Source organism: Pseudoalteromonas gelatinilytica (genome assembly GCF_001641615.1).
GTDB lineage: Bacteria > Pseudomonadota > Gammaproteobacteria > Enterobacterales > Alteromonadaceae > Pseudoalteromonas > Pseudoalteromonas gelatinilytica.
The window spans coordinates 347,824-365,275 of record NZ_LRRU01000020.1 but is presented as its reverse complement, the minus strand read 5'-3'; the positions used below and the strand labels follow the sequence as shown (position 1 = coordinate 365,275).

Genomic DNA, 17,452 nt, shown 5'->3' with positions numbered 1-17,452 from the left:
AATCTAAAAGCCGCTCACGAGCGGCTTTTTTGTGTCTAAATCATTCAATATTTTATAAATTTTCATTAGCAAAGCCAGACATATTGCCTATATTGATAGGTAGCTAACTATTAAGGAGTTTGTGTCTACTATGCTATTTCGCTCTATGAAAGCCCTTTTGCTATCTACAACCCTTATCTCTGCACATAGTGCGTATGCAATAGAAGAAAATATTAATTCGAAGCCAATATTTATTGCAGGCTCAACCACAGTGACAGAATTATTAGTCGATATAAAAGACGACTTAACCCAAGAGTTTGGCAATAGCATACAAATTAGACCAATGGGCAGTGACAAAGGGATTAAAGCCATTGCTGATAATGTAATTGATATTGGTACCAGCTCTCGTTACTTAACAAAAGAAGAGCAGCAACGTTGGCCCTTTTTACGGCAAATAATCATAGCCCAAGACGCAATTGCATTTTTTGTAAATAAAAACTTAAACATCACTGAGCTAACGACTAAAAAGCTAAGCGAGATTTACCAAGGTAAACTAAACAAATGGTCGGCGGTGTCGCCTTATACTCCCGAGCTTAGCGCAAAAAATGATGAGATCCTGCTATTTAGTAAAGGCACTAGTCATGGCAGTTTTGATGTGTTTTTGGAATATTTAAACTTAGATTATATTCAAGAACCAGGCAGTAATTACATACGTCTAAAGATGGCGGGTAATAGAGGTTTATTTTCAGAACAAAAAGTGGAGCTTTACGATCAGTTCAATCAAGCACTGGGTATAGTGCAGCGTATTCCAAATGCCATTGCCTACGATTCATATGGCGCTATTAGTAAATTAGAAAATGACAGACGTATTAATAAAGTGACATTACTTGAGATTGATGGTGTAAGCCCTTCAGTTGAATCAATTCAAAATGGTGACTATGCCTTTGTAAGGCCGCTGGTACTTATCGTAAATACTCAATCACCCCGCTCTAAAAAGATTGGCGACAGGCTAGCCGTGATCATCAAATCAACTAAATTACAACAGAAGATGCTTGAGTTTGGTTACCTTCCGGTAAAACAGTAGAAAACGAAAAAAAGCTGCGCACCTAGAAGGTGAACAGCTTTTAACAACCAGAATCGTTATGATTTACAGAGCGGTTTCTAGCTCTGGTAATACATCAAATAAATCAGCAACTAAACCATAGTCTGCGACTTGGAAAATTGGCGCATCAGGGTCTTTATTGATGGCAACAATCACTTTAGAGTCTTTCATACCCGCTAAATGTTGAATTGCACCACTGATACCTACAGCAATATATAAATCTGGCGCAACAATTTTACCGGTTTGACCCACTTGCATATCGTTTGGTACAAAGCCCGCATCTACAGCAGCACGTGAAGCACCAATTGCTGCGCCTAGTTTGTCGGCAATACCATTTAATAACGCAAAGTTTTCACCATTTTGCATACCACGACCCCCTGAAATAACCACAGGTGCGGCCGTTAGCTCTGGGCGTTCTGACTCAGTTTGTTCTTCTGATACAAACTCACTCAGACCAACAGAACCTTTACCCGTAACGCTTGTTACAGCTACTGGCGCTTGCTCTGGTGCAACATCAAAGCTACTTGCTCGAACAGTAATCACCTTTTTGCTATCTAGCGATTTTACTGTCGCAATCGCATTACCTGCATAAATAGGACGCTTGAAAGTATCTGCATCAATCACATCGATAATTTCAGAGATTTGCGCAACATCTAAAAGTGCTGCAACACGTGGCATAAAGTTTTTACCCGTTGTTGTAGCGCTCGCGACAATGTGTGAATAGTTATCTGCTAAAGATAAAACCAAATCCGCCAGGTTTTCAGCAAGTTGATGAGCATAAGCTGCATCATCGGCAATCAGTACATTGCTAACACCTGCAATTGACGCTGCTTGCTCGCTCATTGCAGCTAAGTTTTCGCCGGCAAGTAGTAAATCTACATCAAAGCCTAGTTTAACAGCAGCAGTAATCGTTTTATTGGTTTCAGGCTTTAAAACACCTTTATCGTGTTCGGCTATCACTAATGTTTTCATTTAGATCACCTTCGCTTCTGTTTTTAACTTTTCTACCAATGTTGCTACATCTTCTACAATGATGCCGCCACTGCGTTTTTCTGGCTCATTTACTTCTACCAGCTGCACGCGAGGCGCAAGGTCTACACCTAGGCTATCAGCAGCAATTACATCAAGTGGTTTACGTTTTGCCTTCATAATGTTTGGCAATGAAGCGTAGCGTGGCTCATTTAAACGTAAGTCTGTGGTTACAATAGCAGGTAGTTTAAGAGCAACTGTTTGTAAACCTCCGTCTACTTCACGCGTTACATTAACTGTTCCCGCTTGAACATCAACTTTAGATGCAAAAGTACCTTGGCCACGACCCGTTAAAGCAGCAAGCATTTGACCGGTTTGATTGTTGTCAGAGTCAATCGATTGCTTACCTAAAATAACCAGCTCAGGTGATTCTTGCTCTACAATTTTGCTCAGTAATTTTGCAACATGTAAAGACTCAAGCTTTTCTTCTGTTTCAATATGAATGGCTTTATCAGCACCGAGTGCTAAGGCTGTACGCAATTGCTCTTGAGATGATTTATTACCAATAGTCACAGCAACAACCTCAGTGGCCGTCCCTGCTTCTTTTAAACGAATAGCTTCTTCAATTGCAATTTCACAAAACGGGTTCATCGCCATTTTTACATTAGCTAGATCAACATCCGTTTTATCGGCTTTAACGCGTGCTTTGACGTTGTAGTCAATTACTCTTTTAATTGGAACGAGGACTTTCATCGTGACTCCATCAATTGTGTGTTCTCAAAGTTGACCTTCGCGTCAACTTATTTATTTTATGAATTCAGACTACTTCCTGTTGACGTAAACGTCAACCTAAAATAACCTTAAAGTATTCACAGCCTGTAACGTTTCATTTGCAAGTATGAAATAAGGTTCTTTACAGCAGGTCCGTCACCGAGAAGAGGTTTATATGGTCGAACGCGAAACCATGGAATTTGATGTAGTCATCGTAGGCGCAGGCCCAGCAGGTTTATCAACTGCGATTAGATTGGCTCAACAAGCACAAGAAAAACAACAAGAATTAATGATCTGTGTGGTAGAAAAAGGCTCTGAGGTGGGCGCACACATTTTATCGGGCGCAGTTTTTGAAACCAAAGCGCTGGATGAGTTATTACCCGATTGGCAATCATTAGGTGCTCCGGTTACTACTAAAGTAACGCAAGATGATATTTACTGGTTCAATAACAGTGAAAAAGCCACCAGCATCCCCCAATTTGCTAGCCCTAAAACATTCCATAACGAAGGCAATTACATTGTTTCTATGGGTAATGTGTGCCGCTTTTTAGCTGAGCAAGCGGAAAACTTAGGGGTTGAAATCTTCCCAGGCTTTACTGCGCATTCTTTAATTATTGAAGACGACACAGTGAAAGGCATTATCACTGGCGATATGGGTCTTGATAAAGACGGCAACGAAAAAGATGGTTATATGCCGGGGATGGAGCTTAGAGCTAAATACACAGTATTTGCCGAAGGTTGCCGCGGTCATTTAGGTAAAGAACTAATCAAACACTTTGCCCTTGATAAAGATGCGTCTCCACAGCATTACGGTTTAGGGTTCAAAGAAATTTGGCAAATCGACCCGAGTAAACACAAAGAAGGCACTGTAGTACATGGTACAGGCTGGCCGTTAACTGGTGATACCAGTGGTGGTGCATTTATGTATCACAGCGACAACAATCAGGTTGTGGTTGGCTTAATTGTCGATCTTAACTATTCAAACCCCCATTTAAGCCCGTTTGATGAATTCCAGCGCATGAAACATCACCCTGTTTTTAAAGATGTTTTAGAAGGCGGTGAACGCATAGCCTATGGAGCAAGAGCTATTGCCAAAGGTGGCCTGCGCTCTTTACCGAAAATGCACTTCCCGGGTGGTTTACTTGTAGGTTGTGATGCGGGCACATTGAACTTTGCCAAGATCAAAGGTAACCACACAGCCATGAAATCGGGCATGGTTGCCGCTGATGTAATCGTTGCAGCCCTTACCGACGGTAAAGAAAATGCCGATTTAGTAGAATATAAATCAGCCTTTGAACAAAGCTGGGCGTACAAAGAGCTCTATCAATCACGCAACTTTGGCCCTGTAATGCATAAACTTGGTAAGTTCTTAGGTGGTGCTTATAACACAATCGATCAAAACCTATTTGGTGGCAGCTTACCGTTTAACTTTGAAGATAACATGCCAGACCATGCCACTTTAGTTGCAGCTGATCAGGCCAAAAAAATCGATTACCCGAAAGCAGACGGCAAACTAAGCTTCGATAAACTTTCATCGGTGTTTTTATCTAATACCAATCATGAAGAATCGCAGCCATGTCATTTAAAGCTAAAAGATAACTCGATCCCTATTGCCGTAAATTTACCGCAATTCGATGAACCAGCACAACGCTACTGCCCTGCAGGTGTATACGAAGTACAAGATGTCGAAGGTCAGAAAGAATTTGTGATCAACTCACAGAACTGTGTGCACTGTAAAACCTGCGACATAAAAGACCCAAGTCAAAACATTACTTGGGTAACACCTGAAGGCGCTGGCGGGCCAAACTACCCTAATATGTAACGCACGTTACTCATTTAATTAAAATTTATCCTAAATTGCAGGGGCTTCGGCCCCTTTTTTAGGCTATGCTGAAACTGTCGTGAATTAATAAGTGAGTAAAGTATGCCGTCTTCAAGTGTAACCTTTCGTTTTTTAGCTGAGCCTACCGATGTCAATTTTGGCGGTAAGGTTCATGGTGGTGTAGTAATGAAATGGATTGACCAAGCTGGTTACGCCTGTGCTGCAGGTTGGAGCGGTCATTACTGCGTTACTGTGTCTGTTGCGGGTGTAAAGTTTCAGCGCCCTATTCTGGTTGGCCAAATAGTCGAAGTGAAAGCCAGTATCGCCCACACGGGTAAAACCAGCATGCAAATCTTTATTCAAGTACGCTGCGGAGACCCTAAAACACAAAATCTAGTTGAAACCAATCATTGTGTTATTAGTTTTATAGCGATGGATGAAGCAGGTTACCCCATCGAAGTACCTTCATATACTGCCGTGACAGACGAAGAAAAGAAAATTGAAAACTATGCGATAAAAATGAAAGAGATCGCGATAGAAACAGAAACTCTTTTACAAAAAGCCTAAAACTTAAAGCAACAAAAAATATAAACTGTACCTAGTAACTTCTACAGAGCACCCTGAAATTGTTACGACTGCCAAACTGAATGGCTGATTACAGTTTCAACAAACTGCGCAAAAACCCGCTGATTAAAGCCTAAAAACAATACTTTAGGCTTTAATTTTGTATTGGCATTGCCATTGCAATACTCCTTGTGAATGACGCGAAACATTCGTTTATTTATTTTATAAAGGAGCTATTAAATGATTAAAGCAATTTCACTTTCTGCACTTTCTTTAGCACTACTAGGTTTTAACAATGCTGCACATGCAGATATTACCGAAATGGATTCTCCGCGTATTTATACCGGTATCGGCTACGGCCAATATTCTTTCCAATTTGAAGACAGCGAAAATGACACTGACTTCGATGATGATTCGCAAATGCTTAAAGGCTATATCGGTACTCAGTTTAACAAGTACTTAAGCCTGGAACTTGCGTATCAAAATTTTGATGAAGTAAGTGATATCGATTCAAAGGCTGAAATTGACGGTGTTTCACTTGCAGCACGTTTGGCAGCACCAATTACAGATAGCTTTTCTGTATATGCCAAAGGTGGCTGGCTAGAATGGGATGCTGAAATCGAGCAAGATTTAGGTGAGCTTGGTAGCATTAGTGCCGATACAGATGGCGGCGACGTGTTTTATGGTGCAGGTATTGAATATGCTTTCACAACAAACATGCAAGTTCGTTTAGAGTATGAACGCTATGAATTAGAAGATGACATTGACCCAGATATGGATGTAGCGTCTGTATCATTCCAATACATGTTTTAATTTAGACTTAACAGTCTAATTGTTAAAAAGGCAGTCTCGACTGCCTTTTTTTACGTTTGCATGTAGAATGTCGGCAGATTTTCTTAACGACAATGCACAATGAGCGAATACCAATTAACTGCCGTCGGCCACATTCAATCTCCATACAAACAAAAGTTTGCCATACCACGCCAACCTCGTTTGGTTCCTGAAGCGAAAGCAAAGCTGGTATTTAGTAGCGATTTTAATCGTGAAGAGTTTGTACGCGGCCTCGATGAATTTAGCCATATTTGGCTACTATTCAGATTTCATGAAACCGCTGATAAGGGGTATTCAGCGATGGTGAGACCCCCTCGCCTAGGCGGTAATGAACGTAAAGGTGTATTTGCGACACGTGCAACCTTTCGCCCCAATGCAATTGGCATGAGTGCCGTAAAATTAGAGGGCATCGAATATAAAAATGGTCAGTTAAGCTTGTTGTTATCCGGTATCGATTTACTTGATGGCACACCAATCTTAGATATTAAGCCTTATTTACCCTATTCAGATGCCATGACGGATGCCAGTGCTGGTTTTGCCGATACCCGACCAGAAACCGATATGAGTGTCGAGTTTAGCGAAGAAGCCCTTGCGTTTATCGAAAAACAGACCGAACAACCTGAATTAAAAGCGTTTATCACCAATGTATTAAAGCAAGATCCTCGCCCAGCTTATAAAAAACAACGCGAGTCTGATCAAAGCTACGGCATGACCCTATATGATTTTAATATTAGGTGGCATGTTCAAGATAATCATAATACAGTGACCAGCATTGAAAAATGCTAGCTTTTTTGCACTTTTTTTAACACATAGCGCTTTAGTGTCAGTGCGTCCACTGGTAAACTTAGCGCCTTGTTACTACTCAAACGTCTTGAGTAAACGATAATAATTTTAACACTACTTGGAATAGAGATGCGTACCAGTCAATATATACTCGCAACACTTAAAGAAACTCCGTCTGATGCAGAAATTGTTTCTCATCAATTAATGCTACGAGCAGGCATGATCCGCCGCGTTGCGTCGGGTTTGTATACATGGTTGCCCTCTGGTTTACGCGTACTAAAAAAAGTAGAAAACATTGTACGTGAAGAGATGGATAAAGCAGGCGCTATCGAAATGTTAATGCCAATTATCCAACCAGCTGATCTGTGGGAAGAGTCTGGTCGTTGGGAGCAATTCGGTCCTGAATTACTGCGTATCAATGACCGTCACAACCGCCCATTTGCCCTTGGTCCAACTCACGAAGAAGTGATCACTGATTTTGTGCGTAAAGAAGTGAGCTCTTATAAGCAATTACCACTTACTTTATATCAAGTACAAACTAAAGTACGTGACGAAGTTCGCCCTCGCTTTGGTGTAATGCGTGCCCGTGAATTCACTATGAAAGACGCTTACTCTTTCCACTTAAGTGATGAGTGTTTAGAGAAAACTTACCAAGTAATGCACAAAGCTTACTGTAATATCTTCGAGCGTCTTGGTCTTGATTACCGCCCTGTTATCGCGGATACCGGCTCTATCGGTGGTAGCGTTTCACATGAGTTCCATGTACTTGCAGAGTCAGGTGAAGATGCAATCGCATTTAGTGATGCAAGTGATTACGCTGCCAACATCGAAAAAGCAGAAGCATTAGCACCGACTGAAGAACGCCCAGCAGCAAGCAAAGAGTTAAAAGCGTTCCCAACGCCTGATGCAAAAACCATCGCTGAGCTGAAAGAATATTATGGTGTTAAACCTCATCGCGGTGTTAAGACATTAATCGTGTATGGTGCGCCAGATGAAAACGAACAACGTGGTTTAGTTGCCCTTGTATTACGTGGCGACCATGAGTTAAACGAGCTAAAAGCTGAAAAACACCCACTAGTAGACTCACCGCTTGAAATGGCGAAAGAAGAAGATATCGTTGCTGCTATTGGTGCAAAACCAGGTTCATTAGGTCCAGTAGGCCTTACAATGCCAATCATTGTTGACCGCTCTGCTAATGTTTTAGCTGACTTTGTTGCGGGTGCAAACAAAGATGGCGAACACTTCAGTGGTATCAACTGGGATCGCGATGTAGAAAACTACCAAGTAGCCGATATTCGTAACATCGTTGAAGGCGACCCAAGCCCTTGTGGTCAAGGTACACTGCAAATCAAACGTGGTATTGAAGTGGGTCATATTTTCCAACTAGGGACTAAATACTCAGAAGCAATGAAAGCTGGCGTACTGAGTGAGTCTGGTAAAAACCAAATAATGACAATGGGTTGTTATGGTATTGGTGTTTCACGTATCGTCGCGGCGGCAATTGAGCAAAACAACGACCAATACGGTATTAAATGGCCACAACCAATCGCACCATTTGACTTAGCAATTGTACCAATGAACATGCATAAGTCTCATCGTATTCCTGATATCGCTGAAAACCTATACAAAGGCTTGAAAGAAGCCGGTTTAGACGTGTTGTTTGATGACCGTAAAGAGCGCCCTGGTGTAATGTTTAACGATATGGAACTGCTAGGTGTACCTTTCACACTCGTTATTGGTGAGCGTAACCTAGACGAAAACAAGGTTGAGCTTAAAAACCGTCGTACTGGTGAAAAGTTAATGCTTGATTTAGACACTGCAGTGGCAGAGATCGCAGCATTGACTAAAGGCTAATTTAGTCAGCTTTACAAAATATAAAAAACCGCTTCGGCGGTTTTTTTGTTTTATTAATTGTCATAGATGTTTCGTTAAAGCGTCTTTTAACTGTCATCGTTCCTACCTAGCATTTACTTTATTACACCATGAGTAAATGCCATGAATAACAGCACTTGCAGTAGTAAAACCCACTATCCTGCCGTTTGGATTTCCGACGTTCACTTAGGCTACAAAGACTGCCAAGCACAGTACTTACTAGACTTTTTAAATGCTATTGAATGCGATGTACTGTATTTGGTCGGTGATATTGTTGATTTATGGTCAATGAAACGGCAATTTTTCTGGCACCCAAGCCATTACGATGTGCTGGCGCTTATTCAACAAAAAGCGAAAGATGGCACGCGCGTCATTTATATACCGGGAAACCATGACGAAACCTTTCGCCATTATGCTAATGATTCATTATTCGGTATCGAAGTACATAAGCAATATATCCATACCACAAAAGCCAATAAACGGTTTTTACTTCTACATGGCGACGATTTTGACTCAGCAACGCGTTACAACAAATTAATCAGTATTGCAGGCGATGCAGGATACGACTTTTTACTATTTTTAAATCGCTGGACTAATCGCATTCGCCGTTTATTTGGTGGTAATTATTGGTCATTGGCCTCTTGGATCAAAGCGCGAGTGCATAAAGCGCGCGAAGCGATTGATGCATTTGAAAAAGCGGCCATTCACGAAGCAAAAAAACAAGCCGTCGATGGCATCATTTGTGGACATATTCATCACCCAACCGTTAAAGTGGTTGATGGCATTTTATATTGCAATGATGGTGATTGGATTGAAAACTGTACTGCGTTAGTTGAAAACAGTGCTGGCCGTATTGAGCTACTACATTGGAGTGAAACACAAAAAGTGATTCACTCTGCAGACATTAGTACACTGACACCTAAACCTGCATTAAATAAAAACCAAGATGCCGCTTAAGCTTTCAGCCACATTGAGAGCTTTTTGCGCAATGTGGCTTGTTTAATGGGCTTGGTAATATAGTCATTCATGCCAACACTTAAGCATTTTTCTCTATCGCCAGCCATGGCGCTTGCGGTCATCGCAATGATCACCACATCTTGATACCTTGGGCCTGTTTTACCTTGTCGGATTGCTTTAGTACAGTCATAACCGTTTAAGTTTGGCATTTGGCAATCCATTAAAATCAGATCAAACTGAGTATCACTGTTGTTTAATACCTCAAGTGCTTCTAGACCATCACCGGCAGACTCAATATGCACATGGCTATCTCTTAAAATCGCTTTGCTCACTTCAATATTGATCATGTTATCGTCGACAATAAGCACTGAACGAGCTGTTAAATCCAGCTCAATACGTTCCTTGTCATCAGGGGATTTACGCTCAATTACAGCGTCTTTATCATTGAACAACACAGCCAGTTTATAAGCCAATTCATCCGGGGTCACTGGTTTTGCTATAACCGTACAGTTACCTGGTAATGTTTGCTTTTGCTTAAGCGATGCCATTACACCTAAAATTAATACATGTTTATCTGGATAGTGTGATGCTAAACCTAAAACAGTATTAAAATCAGGGTGTTTGTGGTCGATAATCAGTAAGTCTAATTGTTTAAAGGCGTTTTCAGATACATCGGATAAACGTGTTATTGTAGGTCGTTGATGCTGGCATAGTGTTTCTAGTTGCAGCTCAACATTGCTAGCTAGTAAATCATAGTGAAGCGCACAGCCTACTTGTTTATCATTAAGTAGATTGATCTGATGTTGGCCTTTTGGCGATTCACTTATTGATACACAAATACTTGCCCAAAATCGGCTGCCCTGACCTTTTTCACTCTCTACGATAATATCGCCCCCCATTAACTGAGCGAGTTTTCGACTGATTGAAAGTCCTAAGCCACTACCGCCATAATGGCGCGTTGTACTTGAGTCTTCTTGTGTAAACACTTCGAACAATTTACTTTGGTTTTCTTTTGAAATACCAATACCTGTATCTTCAACAACAAAGCTTAGGCAAAGCGTATTGTCTGAATGCAGCTGCTCTTTTACCGTTAAGCTAACATGACCCTTGTGGGTAAATTTAAATGCATTACTCAATAAATTATTGAGAATTTGTTTTAAGCGGTGGCTATCACCCATCACGGTTCGCTGAGTGATAGCATGCGCATCAAACAGTATTTCAAGGCCTTTTTTCTGTCCTTGTACAGCCATCGACGTTATTAAATCACTGCACACTGAAACAACATCAAACGCGTGACTATCTAAATCAAGTTTACCAGCTTCTATTTTTGAAAAATCTAGAATGTCATTGATCAATGTCATCAATGAGTTTGCACTGGTATTCGCGTAGTGTAAGTATTGCATTTGCTGAGTAGATAATGGCTCTTCTTCAAGCATTTCCAGCATACCGAGAACACCGTTCATCGGAGTGCGGATTTCATGGGAGATATTAGCGACAAATTCACTTTTCGCTTTACTGGCCGCTAATGCTTCTTCGGTCGCCTTTTCAAGTTCTGCTGTGCGACTTTTTACTTTTTCTTCTAAAGTCACATTAAGCTTTTCAAGTTGATGTTGAGCACACTTTAGTGAATCGATATTGCGCAGTATGGCAGCTATTTGGTACTGCTGTTTTGCAGCATCAAAGACTGGTGCCATAGTGATAGAAAAGTAGTGTGTGTTTTGTTCGCTAATGTGGACCGCTTCAAACGAGCATCGCTGTCCCTCTTTTATGGCTTGTCCAATCCCTTGAAAATCTTCATCATTATAATTAAATAAAGTATCAAAATGGGTCGTTTGTTCTTTGATACCAAAAAATGTTTTTGCTGTTTCATTAGCATTACAAATAACGCCATTTGGCTGAACCATAATGATGGCATCTGTTGAGCTTTCAATTATTTTGCTGTTTTTTTCTTTTAAAAAACTGAGCTCAATTTTTCTGTTGATGTCACGTTGATAAACTATAAATAACATCATGACTGCAAAAATGATTAAGCATAATATGCCAATAAACCTTAATCGCTTTTGATGTATTTCATTGAGCAATGTATCTGTATTTATTGAAACAGCCAGTGTCAGTGGCTGCATTTGAACGCCATTGTTAAACTCAATAATTTTCTGAACATATAATTTTTCGGGCAAGTTAACTACATCAAAAAAATCAACGCCTGCCATTTGTTGTTCAGTGCTAAATTCTTCAGACCAGTAATGAGCATCATCCAGCTCAAAACTAAAACGGTATGATTCCTTTGGATGATAGATAAATTGTTGCTGCGCATTTAGTAAATACACTGACAGATTATCAGCGGTGTTACTGGTAAGCTTATTAAGCAAATCGGCTGCATAATAGTTGAGGATCAACACTGCAAACGGCTTACCTTCATTATCTTTTACTAATTTGGCTATCCGATATGTGCTGATATAAGGCTGTTGTAAACGGCCATTTTCACGATTGTAGTTAATGGGTGAAATGTAAATTTGGCCATTTTCAAGCTTTGCCGTAATTTGCATGTAATCACGTTGGCCTTTGTGTTGTAACTTGTCATCAGCCACTCTATAAGCCTGACCATTTAAACTATCAACCCGCACAACTTCTTTGCCATTATCAGCAATATAAATGTACCGAGCTTGTGCGAGGTCTTTATCTGTTGACATAAAACCAGTAAAGATTTTTGCTAGGCGGTCTTTCCATGCTGAGATAGGCGTGCCTAAAACGGGATCGATATTTTGATCATTTGTAGCACGCATGATTGCAAGCACTGGCGGCGTTGAATCTAAAAAGTTAAGTGCTGAAATATTCTCTCTTAAACTTGTTTTTAATACACTTTCTTTAGTGTCGAGCTCTCGCTGCATCTGTTCAAAGGTGCGAGTGAACACATCTTCTCGTAGATCATATTCATATTTTACAGTAACAAAAATGCCCAATACTAAAAGAATACATAATGCCAGTATTGGTAATTTATGACGTTGATAGAAATGCGCTGAATGTCCAGAATCCATTGAATCGAAAGCCTTCTTTTCTACTCTGCATTAGAGTATAGGAGAGATTGATAGCAAAGGAGGAGTATACAGAAAAAATATTAATTAATAAGAACTAGCAAGCACTTAGATAAGCTCATAAACAAATAAAGCACCAAAATGGTGCTTTATCATTAGGTAAAATCAATAAATCGCTTATCTAAACAAGACATCTTCTTTATTAAACCATTTAACACAAAATGCGAGTAATGCACCTGCGACAATCACTGTCGCTAGGAAAATTAAACCCACAAGTGTGTAATCGACGGTGCCTTTAATGATTTCTTTTATTGCCAACGCAACGTTTGTCACAGGAATAAAAGCGGTTTTGCTCGTCAGTTCAACATTCGGCATTAAAGCAACCATAATTGGAAAAATGACACCCATGCTTAGTGGTGCCATGTAGTTTTGTGCTTCTTTAAAGGTTCGCGCATATATAGAAATAGCCAGCGCTAATGATGAGAAGATTGCAGCTATAGGCAATAACAACACAAAAATCAGCCCTAAATCTAATACCGTTAAAGAGCTAAATGCGTTTTTAACAACTGCTAAATCTACAAATGCAATGGCCACTGATATCCACACCCCCATACTGAGTACGGTAATGGTGGTTGTTGCAATTGAAGAAGCAAGCAAGGTTACAAACTTACCTAACACCAGCTGTGTACGGGTGATTGGTGTAAGTAGAAGGGTTTCGAGTGTACCACGCTCTTTTTCACCAGCACCGAGATCAATCGCCGGATATGTTGCGCCCATTAATACAAGAGGAATGAGTAGGTAAGGAATAAACCCACCAATTTTCTCACCGAGATTTTCACGTTTATCAGCAGTGTCGACCTTCACCACTTTAATAGGCTCAATAATGGCGGCTTGCTGCTGCTCTGATACACCAAAACTTAACAGCTTTGTCGTGCGCAGTTTATCGCCATACTCTTTTGCAAGCTCTTTTACACGGTCAAACAAAAAGTTAATTGCCTTAGCGTCGTTATATACAACTTGCCATTCGCTTTGCTTGGCATCATCTAGTGTTTGCTTTGCGTCTGACGGTAAATAGATCCCCATGTCGATGGTGCCTGCTTTAACCGCTTTGGTGAGCTCTTCTACCGTATTAAAGGTTTCGTCGCCTTTATATAAAGCAAAGCTTTTATGGTAAAACACCTTATCTGTAAACTCTTGTGCATAGTTACCATTAATAATGGCGTAAGTGTGGACCTCTTGTTCTGCCTCTAACGCCGCTTGTGAACTGATAAAGGCCATAATTGCAAATAATAATGGGAAAACAGCAACTGGTAATGCGACCACGAAAATCAATGTTTTACGGTCACGTAACAGCTCTCTTAATTCCTTTTTAAATACTTCAAACATTACGACTCTCCGTCAAAATATTCATAAACGCTTGGTTTAGCTCTTCGCTTTGACCCGTTTGTTTAAACTCATCTAAAGTGCCATCAAAGCAACTGATACCTTGGTTTATCACCGCAACACGGTCACACAGTAAGGCAACTTCATCTAAATGGTGCGTTGAGAAAATAACCGGTGTGCCCTGCTCTTTAAGGCCGCGAATAAAGTTAATTACGGTTTGTGTAGTCATAATGTCTAAACCAGTCGTTGGCTCATCGAGTATAACCACGTCAGGGTGATGAACGACTGCACGAGCAATATTGGCTTTTTGCTTCATACCTGTTGAGAGGTTTTCGGCGCGTTTATCAATAAAATTGTGCATATCAAGCAAGGTGAATAACTCGTCACAACGTGCTGCGACTGCTTTTTTACTCATGCCATGTAAGCGGGCAAAATACTCGACGTTTTCTTTTACCGTTAAACGACCGTATAAGCCTGTACTACCAGATAGAAATCCAATTGATTTGCGGCCAACCAAAGGTTTTTTAACAATATCGTGACCAGAAATGGTAATGCTGCCTTCATCGGGTTTTAAGGCTGTTGAAATCATTCTAAGGGTGGTTGTTTTACCAGCACCATTTGGGCCAAGTAAACCGAGTACTTCACCTTTGTTACATTGAAAGCTGACGTCTCTTACAGAATGAAAAAACTCTTTATCTTCACGGGGGTCTATGTTGTCCGTTTTATTTTTTTTATGATCTTTTGTTAGCTTAAACTTCTTTTTAAGCCCTGCCACTTCAATCATGTGCGTTTCCTTCGTTTCGGTCTAAAGTAATCAGTGTTACTGTAAAATTCTGGATTTTCATTGTCAGTCCACCATCCTGGTACGCCTAACAAGGGTAAAGGTGATAAATTTTTATTATCACGTAAACAATCATCGACTTTTATCATCTCATAAAGCCGTTGATCTAGATACGCATATTGCTCGCTTAAATCTTTACAAAATATGTCATTAGGTACAATTACAAATAATGCTTTACCCGTTAAACCAATATACGGCTGAGTAAGCATTTCGTAATTAGCATGACCAAACATAAATGGCCTAATACTTTTACCCCATTGTTCTCGTTGTTCTACAAAGGCCTGCTGCCATTGATGGTCGCGTAATTGCTGCTGCCAGCTTTGCTCAGTAATCGCGAGAACCACGCCGCATTCATCAAATAAAGTAAGCGCATTGCGGTGTTTACTACGCTCTTTTAGACCATGCAGTTTAATTTCTTCAATATGCTGATGATTGATCAAGGCTTTGGTTTTTGGGAATAAACACCAAATAAAGCCACCAAAAAGATCATGCCAATTTTGTTGTCTTGTTGGTACTTGCCCTGTCTCAAATATGATTTGCTCATAATAACGGGTTTCATCTGCAAACTTTTCATCTTCAACAAAACTAATCGCAGTGCCTTGTGACGTTTCGGCATTGAGGTATTGACTAAACCATTGGCAAGATGGCCAATCTGACAGTTTATCGATCTTAAATAGTGTGGCTAGGTCACTAAAAGCACCCGTTGTAAGGTATTGCGTTGACCATTGCTCAGGAGCAGTAAATCGTTTCATTGCTTAATTTTTAACTTCTTGATGTATTGTGGGTAGTTTACCGTAAAAACTGGTTCTCATTAATAGAACCTCATATACTAATGCCACCATAAAACAAAAAAAGAGCTATTATGAAACGCTATTTTCCACTCACAGTACTTGCAAGTGCCATTCTTGCTGGCTGTGCTTCAACAAGTATCACATCAAGTGATGTCGAAAAAGCCTATCAAAGCATTAACGCAGAGCAACTTGCAGAGCACATTAAAGTGCTTGCATCTGACGAGTTCGGTGGTCGTGCACCATCATCTAAAGGTGAAGAGCTCACGCTTGCCTATTTAACAGAGCAATTTAAAGCGCTTGGTTTCGAACCGGGTAACGGTGATAGCTTTTTACAAGAAGTACCGCTTGTTTCACTTGAAGCAGACTCAAACATGGTTCTTAGCATTGGCGGTAAAGATTACCAATACAAAAAAGACATGGTAATGGGTAGCAGCCGTATTAGTGCAAAACAAAGTATTAAAGATTCTGAATTAGTATTCGTTGGCTACGGTGTTAATGCACCAGAGTACAACTGGAACGACTACGAAGGTTTAGACGTCAAAGGCAAAACTGTTGTGATGCTGGTAAACGATCCGGGTTTTGCAACTAAAAACCCTGATTTATTCACGGGCGATGCCATGACCTATTACGGTCGTTGGACGTACAAATATGAAGAAGCAAGCCGTCAAGGTGCAGCAGGTGCGATTATCATCCACGAAACAGCACCAGCTTCTTATCCATGGTCTGTAGTTGAAAACTCATGGAGCGGTGAGCAATTTGGTTTCCAAAAAGAAAATAACAACATGGATCGCGTTGCTGTTGAAGGCTGGGTAACAACTGATGTTGCTAAAGAGCTTTTCACAAAAGCAGGCTTAGATTTCGATACCATGAAAGCTAATGCGGCAAAAGGCGCTTACCATGTTGATATGGGCGACCTAACTGCGAGCGTTGAAGTAAACAACACAATCAAAAAATCAATTTCGTATAACTTTATCGCGACGTTACCGGGTAGCAAAAAGCCTAATGAGCACATCATTTACTCTGCTCACTGGGATCACCTTGGTACTGATAAAACCCGTAAAGGCGACCAAATCTATAATGGTGCCCACGATAATGCGACAGGCACAGCGGGTTTAATTGAAGTTGCAGAAGCATTTGCTACTTTACCTGAGCACCCTAGTCGCTCAATGACATTCTTAGCTGTTACTGCAGAAGAGCAAGGGCTACTTGGCTCAAAGTATTACGCTGCACACCCAGTGATCCCTGCGTCGCAAACGGTTGCCAACATCAACATGGATAGCTTAAACCTATTAGGTAAAGTAAAAGACATCAGTGTTGTTGGTATTGGTAAATCAGAAATGGATAGCCTGCTAGAAACAGCTGCAAAAGCACAAGGCCGTACAGTATCTGGCGACCCTAAACCGTCTTCAGGTGGTTACTACCGCTCTGATCACTTTGCATTTGCAAACATGGGTGTCCCTGCAATGTATGCCGGTGGTGGTAGTGAAGCTCTTGATGAAGAAACGGCAAATTACCGTAAGCGTATGAGCCTAGTGCTTCGGGGTTGTTACCATCAGCCATGTGACCGTTACCGCGATGAGTGGGATTTATCAGGTGCCGTTCAGGACCTTCAGCTATTCTATCAAGTAGGTTTTGATATCTCTGAACGTAAAGAATGGCCGACTTGGAATGCGACTTCAGAGTTCCAACGCAAATAAATACAAATGAGATTGATTTTCATTTAATTTGATACTACAGTGTAACCTGATTAATTGA

The 17,452-nt window shown here is 40.7% G+C and carries 14 protein-coding genes; 8 read left to right on the top strand and 6 right to left on the bottom strand.

From position 1 onward, the window contains the following. Window positions 1-130 precede the first annotated feature (130 nt). Window positions 131-1,063: a substrate-binding domain-containing protein gene (locus NH153_RS14620; protein WP_082874076.1), complete on the top strand. Its 933-nt coding sequence runs from the start codon at window positions 131-133 to the stop codon at window positions 1,061-1,063. 63 nt (window positions 1,064-1,126) lie between these two features. Here NH153_RS14620 and NH153_RS14615 read toward each other — a convergent pair whose 3' ends face one another. Both NH153_RS14615 and NH153_RS14610 read right to left on the bottom strand, forming a co-directional pair. Further along, entirely contained in the window at window positions 1,127-2,053 is a 927-nt protein-coding gene (locus NH153_RS14615) for an FAD-binding protein (RefSeq protein WP_063705100.1), read from the bottom strand. Continuing rightward, a complete protein-coding gene (locus NH153_RS14610; protein ID WP_063705098.1) occupies window positions 2,054-2,803 on the bottom strand; it encodes an electron transfer flavoprotein subunit beta/FixA family protein in 750 nt (249 codons plus the stop codon). It lies immediately after the preceding gene. Window positions 2,804-2,996: 193 nt separating this feature from the next. Here NH153_RS14610 and NH153_RS14605 point away from each other — a divergent pair, with 193 nt between their 5' ends. From NH153_RS14605 to NH153_RS14580, 6 genes are all read left to right on the top strand, one after another. Beyond that, window positions 2,997-4,643, top strand: a complete 1,647-nt coding sequence (locus NH153_RS14605) for an electron transfer flavoprotein-ubiquinone oxidoreductase (protein WP_063705096.1) — start codon at window positions 2,997-2,999, stop codon at window positions 4,641-4,643. A 102-nt stretch (window positions 4,644-4,745) separates the two neighbouring features. Further along, a complete protein-coding gene (locus NH153_RS14600) occupies window positions 4,746-5,210 on the top strand; it encodes an acyl-CoA thioesterase (protein WP_054561436.1) in 465 nt (154 codons plus the stop codon). A gap of 237 nt (window positions 5,211-5,447) precedes the next feature. Next, on the top strand, window positions 5,448-6,020 hold the full coding sequence (locus NH153_RS14595) for an outer membrane beta-barrel protein (RefSeq protein ID WP_063705094.1): 573 nt from the start codon (window positions 5,448-5,450) through the stop codon (window positions 6,018-6,020). A 99-nt stretch (window positions 6,021-6,119) separates the two neighbouring features. Further along, window positions 6,120-6,824 (top strand): tRNA (N6-threonylcarbamoyladenosine(37)-N6)-methyltransferase TrmO, encoded by a 705-nt coding sequence (gene tsaA, locus NH153_RS14590; RefSeq protein ID WP_063705091.1) that lies wholly within the window; start codon window positions 6,120-6,122, stop codon window positions 6,822-6,824. Window positions 6,825-6,950: 126 nt separating this feature from the next. Continuing rightward, window positions 6,951-8,675: a proline--tRNA ligase gene (locus NH153_RS14585; RefSeq protein WP_063705089.1), complete on the top strand. Its 1,725-nt coding sequence runs from the start codon at window positions 6,951-6,953 to the stop codon at window positions 8,673-8,675. Window positions 8,676-8,816: 141 nt separating this feature from the next. After that, the gene (locus tag NH153_RS14580; protein WP_063705087.1) at window positions 8,817-9,650 is read left to right on the top strand and encodes a UDP-2,3-diacylglucosamine diphosphatase; all 834 of its coding nucleotides are present in this window, start codon (window positions 8,817-8,819) and stop codon (window positions 9,648-9,650) included. Here the strand turns inward: NH153_RS14580 and NH153_RS14575 are convergent. From NH153_RS14575 to NH153_RS14560, 4 genes are all read right to left on the bottom strand, one after another. Next, window positions 9,647-12,685 (bottom strand): ATP-binding protein, encoded by a 3,039-nt coding sequence (locus NH153_RS14575; protein WP_082874075.1) that lies wholly within the window; start codon window positions 12,683-12,685, stop codon window positions 9,647-9,649. The two genes, NH153_RS14580 and NH153_RS14575, sit on opposite strands and share 4 nt — an antisense overlap. 174 nt (window positions 12,686-12,859) lie before the next feature. Beyond that, window positions 12,860-14,068 (bottom strand): ABC transporter permease, encoded by a 1,209-nt coding sequence (locus NH153_RS14570; protein WP_063705085.1) that lies wholly within the window; start codon window positions 14,066-14,068, stop codon window positions 12,860-12,862. Further along, window positions 14,061-14,849 carry an ABC transporter ATP-binding protein gene (locus NH153_RS14565; protein ID WP_063705083.1) on the bottom strand — a complete coding sequence of 263 codons (789 nt, stop codon included), beginning with the start codon at window positions 14,847-14,849 and terminating at the stop codon, window positions 14,061-14,063. The genes NH153_RS14570 and NH153_RS14565 overlap by 8 nt, the downstream gene beginning before the upstream one ends. After that, complete coding sequence (locus NH153_RS14560) at window positions 14,846-15,658, bottom strand: DUF3025 domain-containing protein (RefSeq protein ID WP_063705081.1); 813 nt, start codon at window positions 15,656-15,658, stop codon at window positions 14,846-14,848. Before NH153_RS14560 ends, NH153_RS14565 begins: the two co-directional genes overlap by 4 nt. A gap of 110 nt (window positions 15,659-15,768) precedes the next feature. Here NH153_RS14560 and NH153_RS14555 point away from each other — a divergent pair, with 110 nt between their 5' ends. Continuing rightward, the gene (locus tag NH153_RS14555) at window positions 15,769-17,394 is read left to right on the top strand and encodes a M28 family metallopeptidase (protein WP_063705078.1); all 1,626 of its coding nucleotides are present in this window, start codon (window positions 15,769-15,771) and stop codon (window positions 17,392-17,394) included. The last annotated feature ends 58 nt before the right edge of the window (window positions 17,395-17,452 follow it).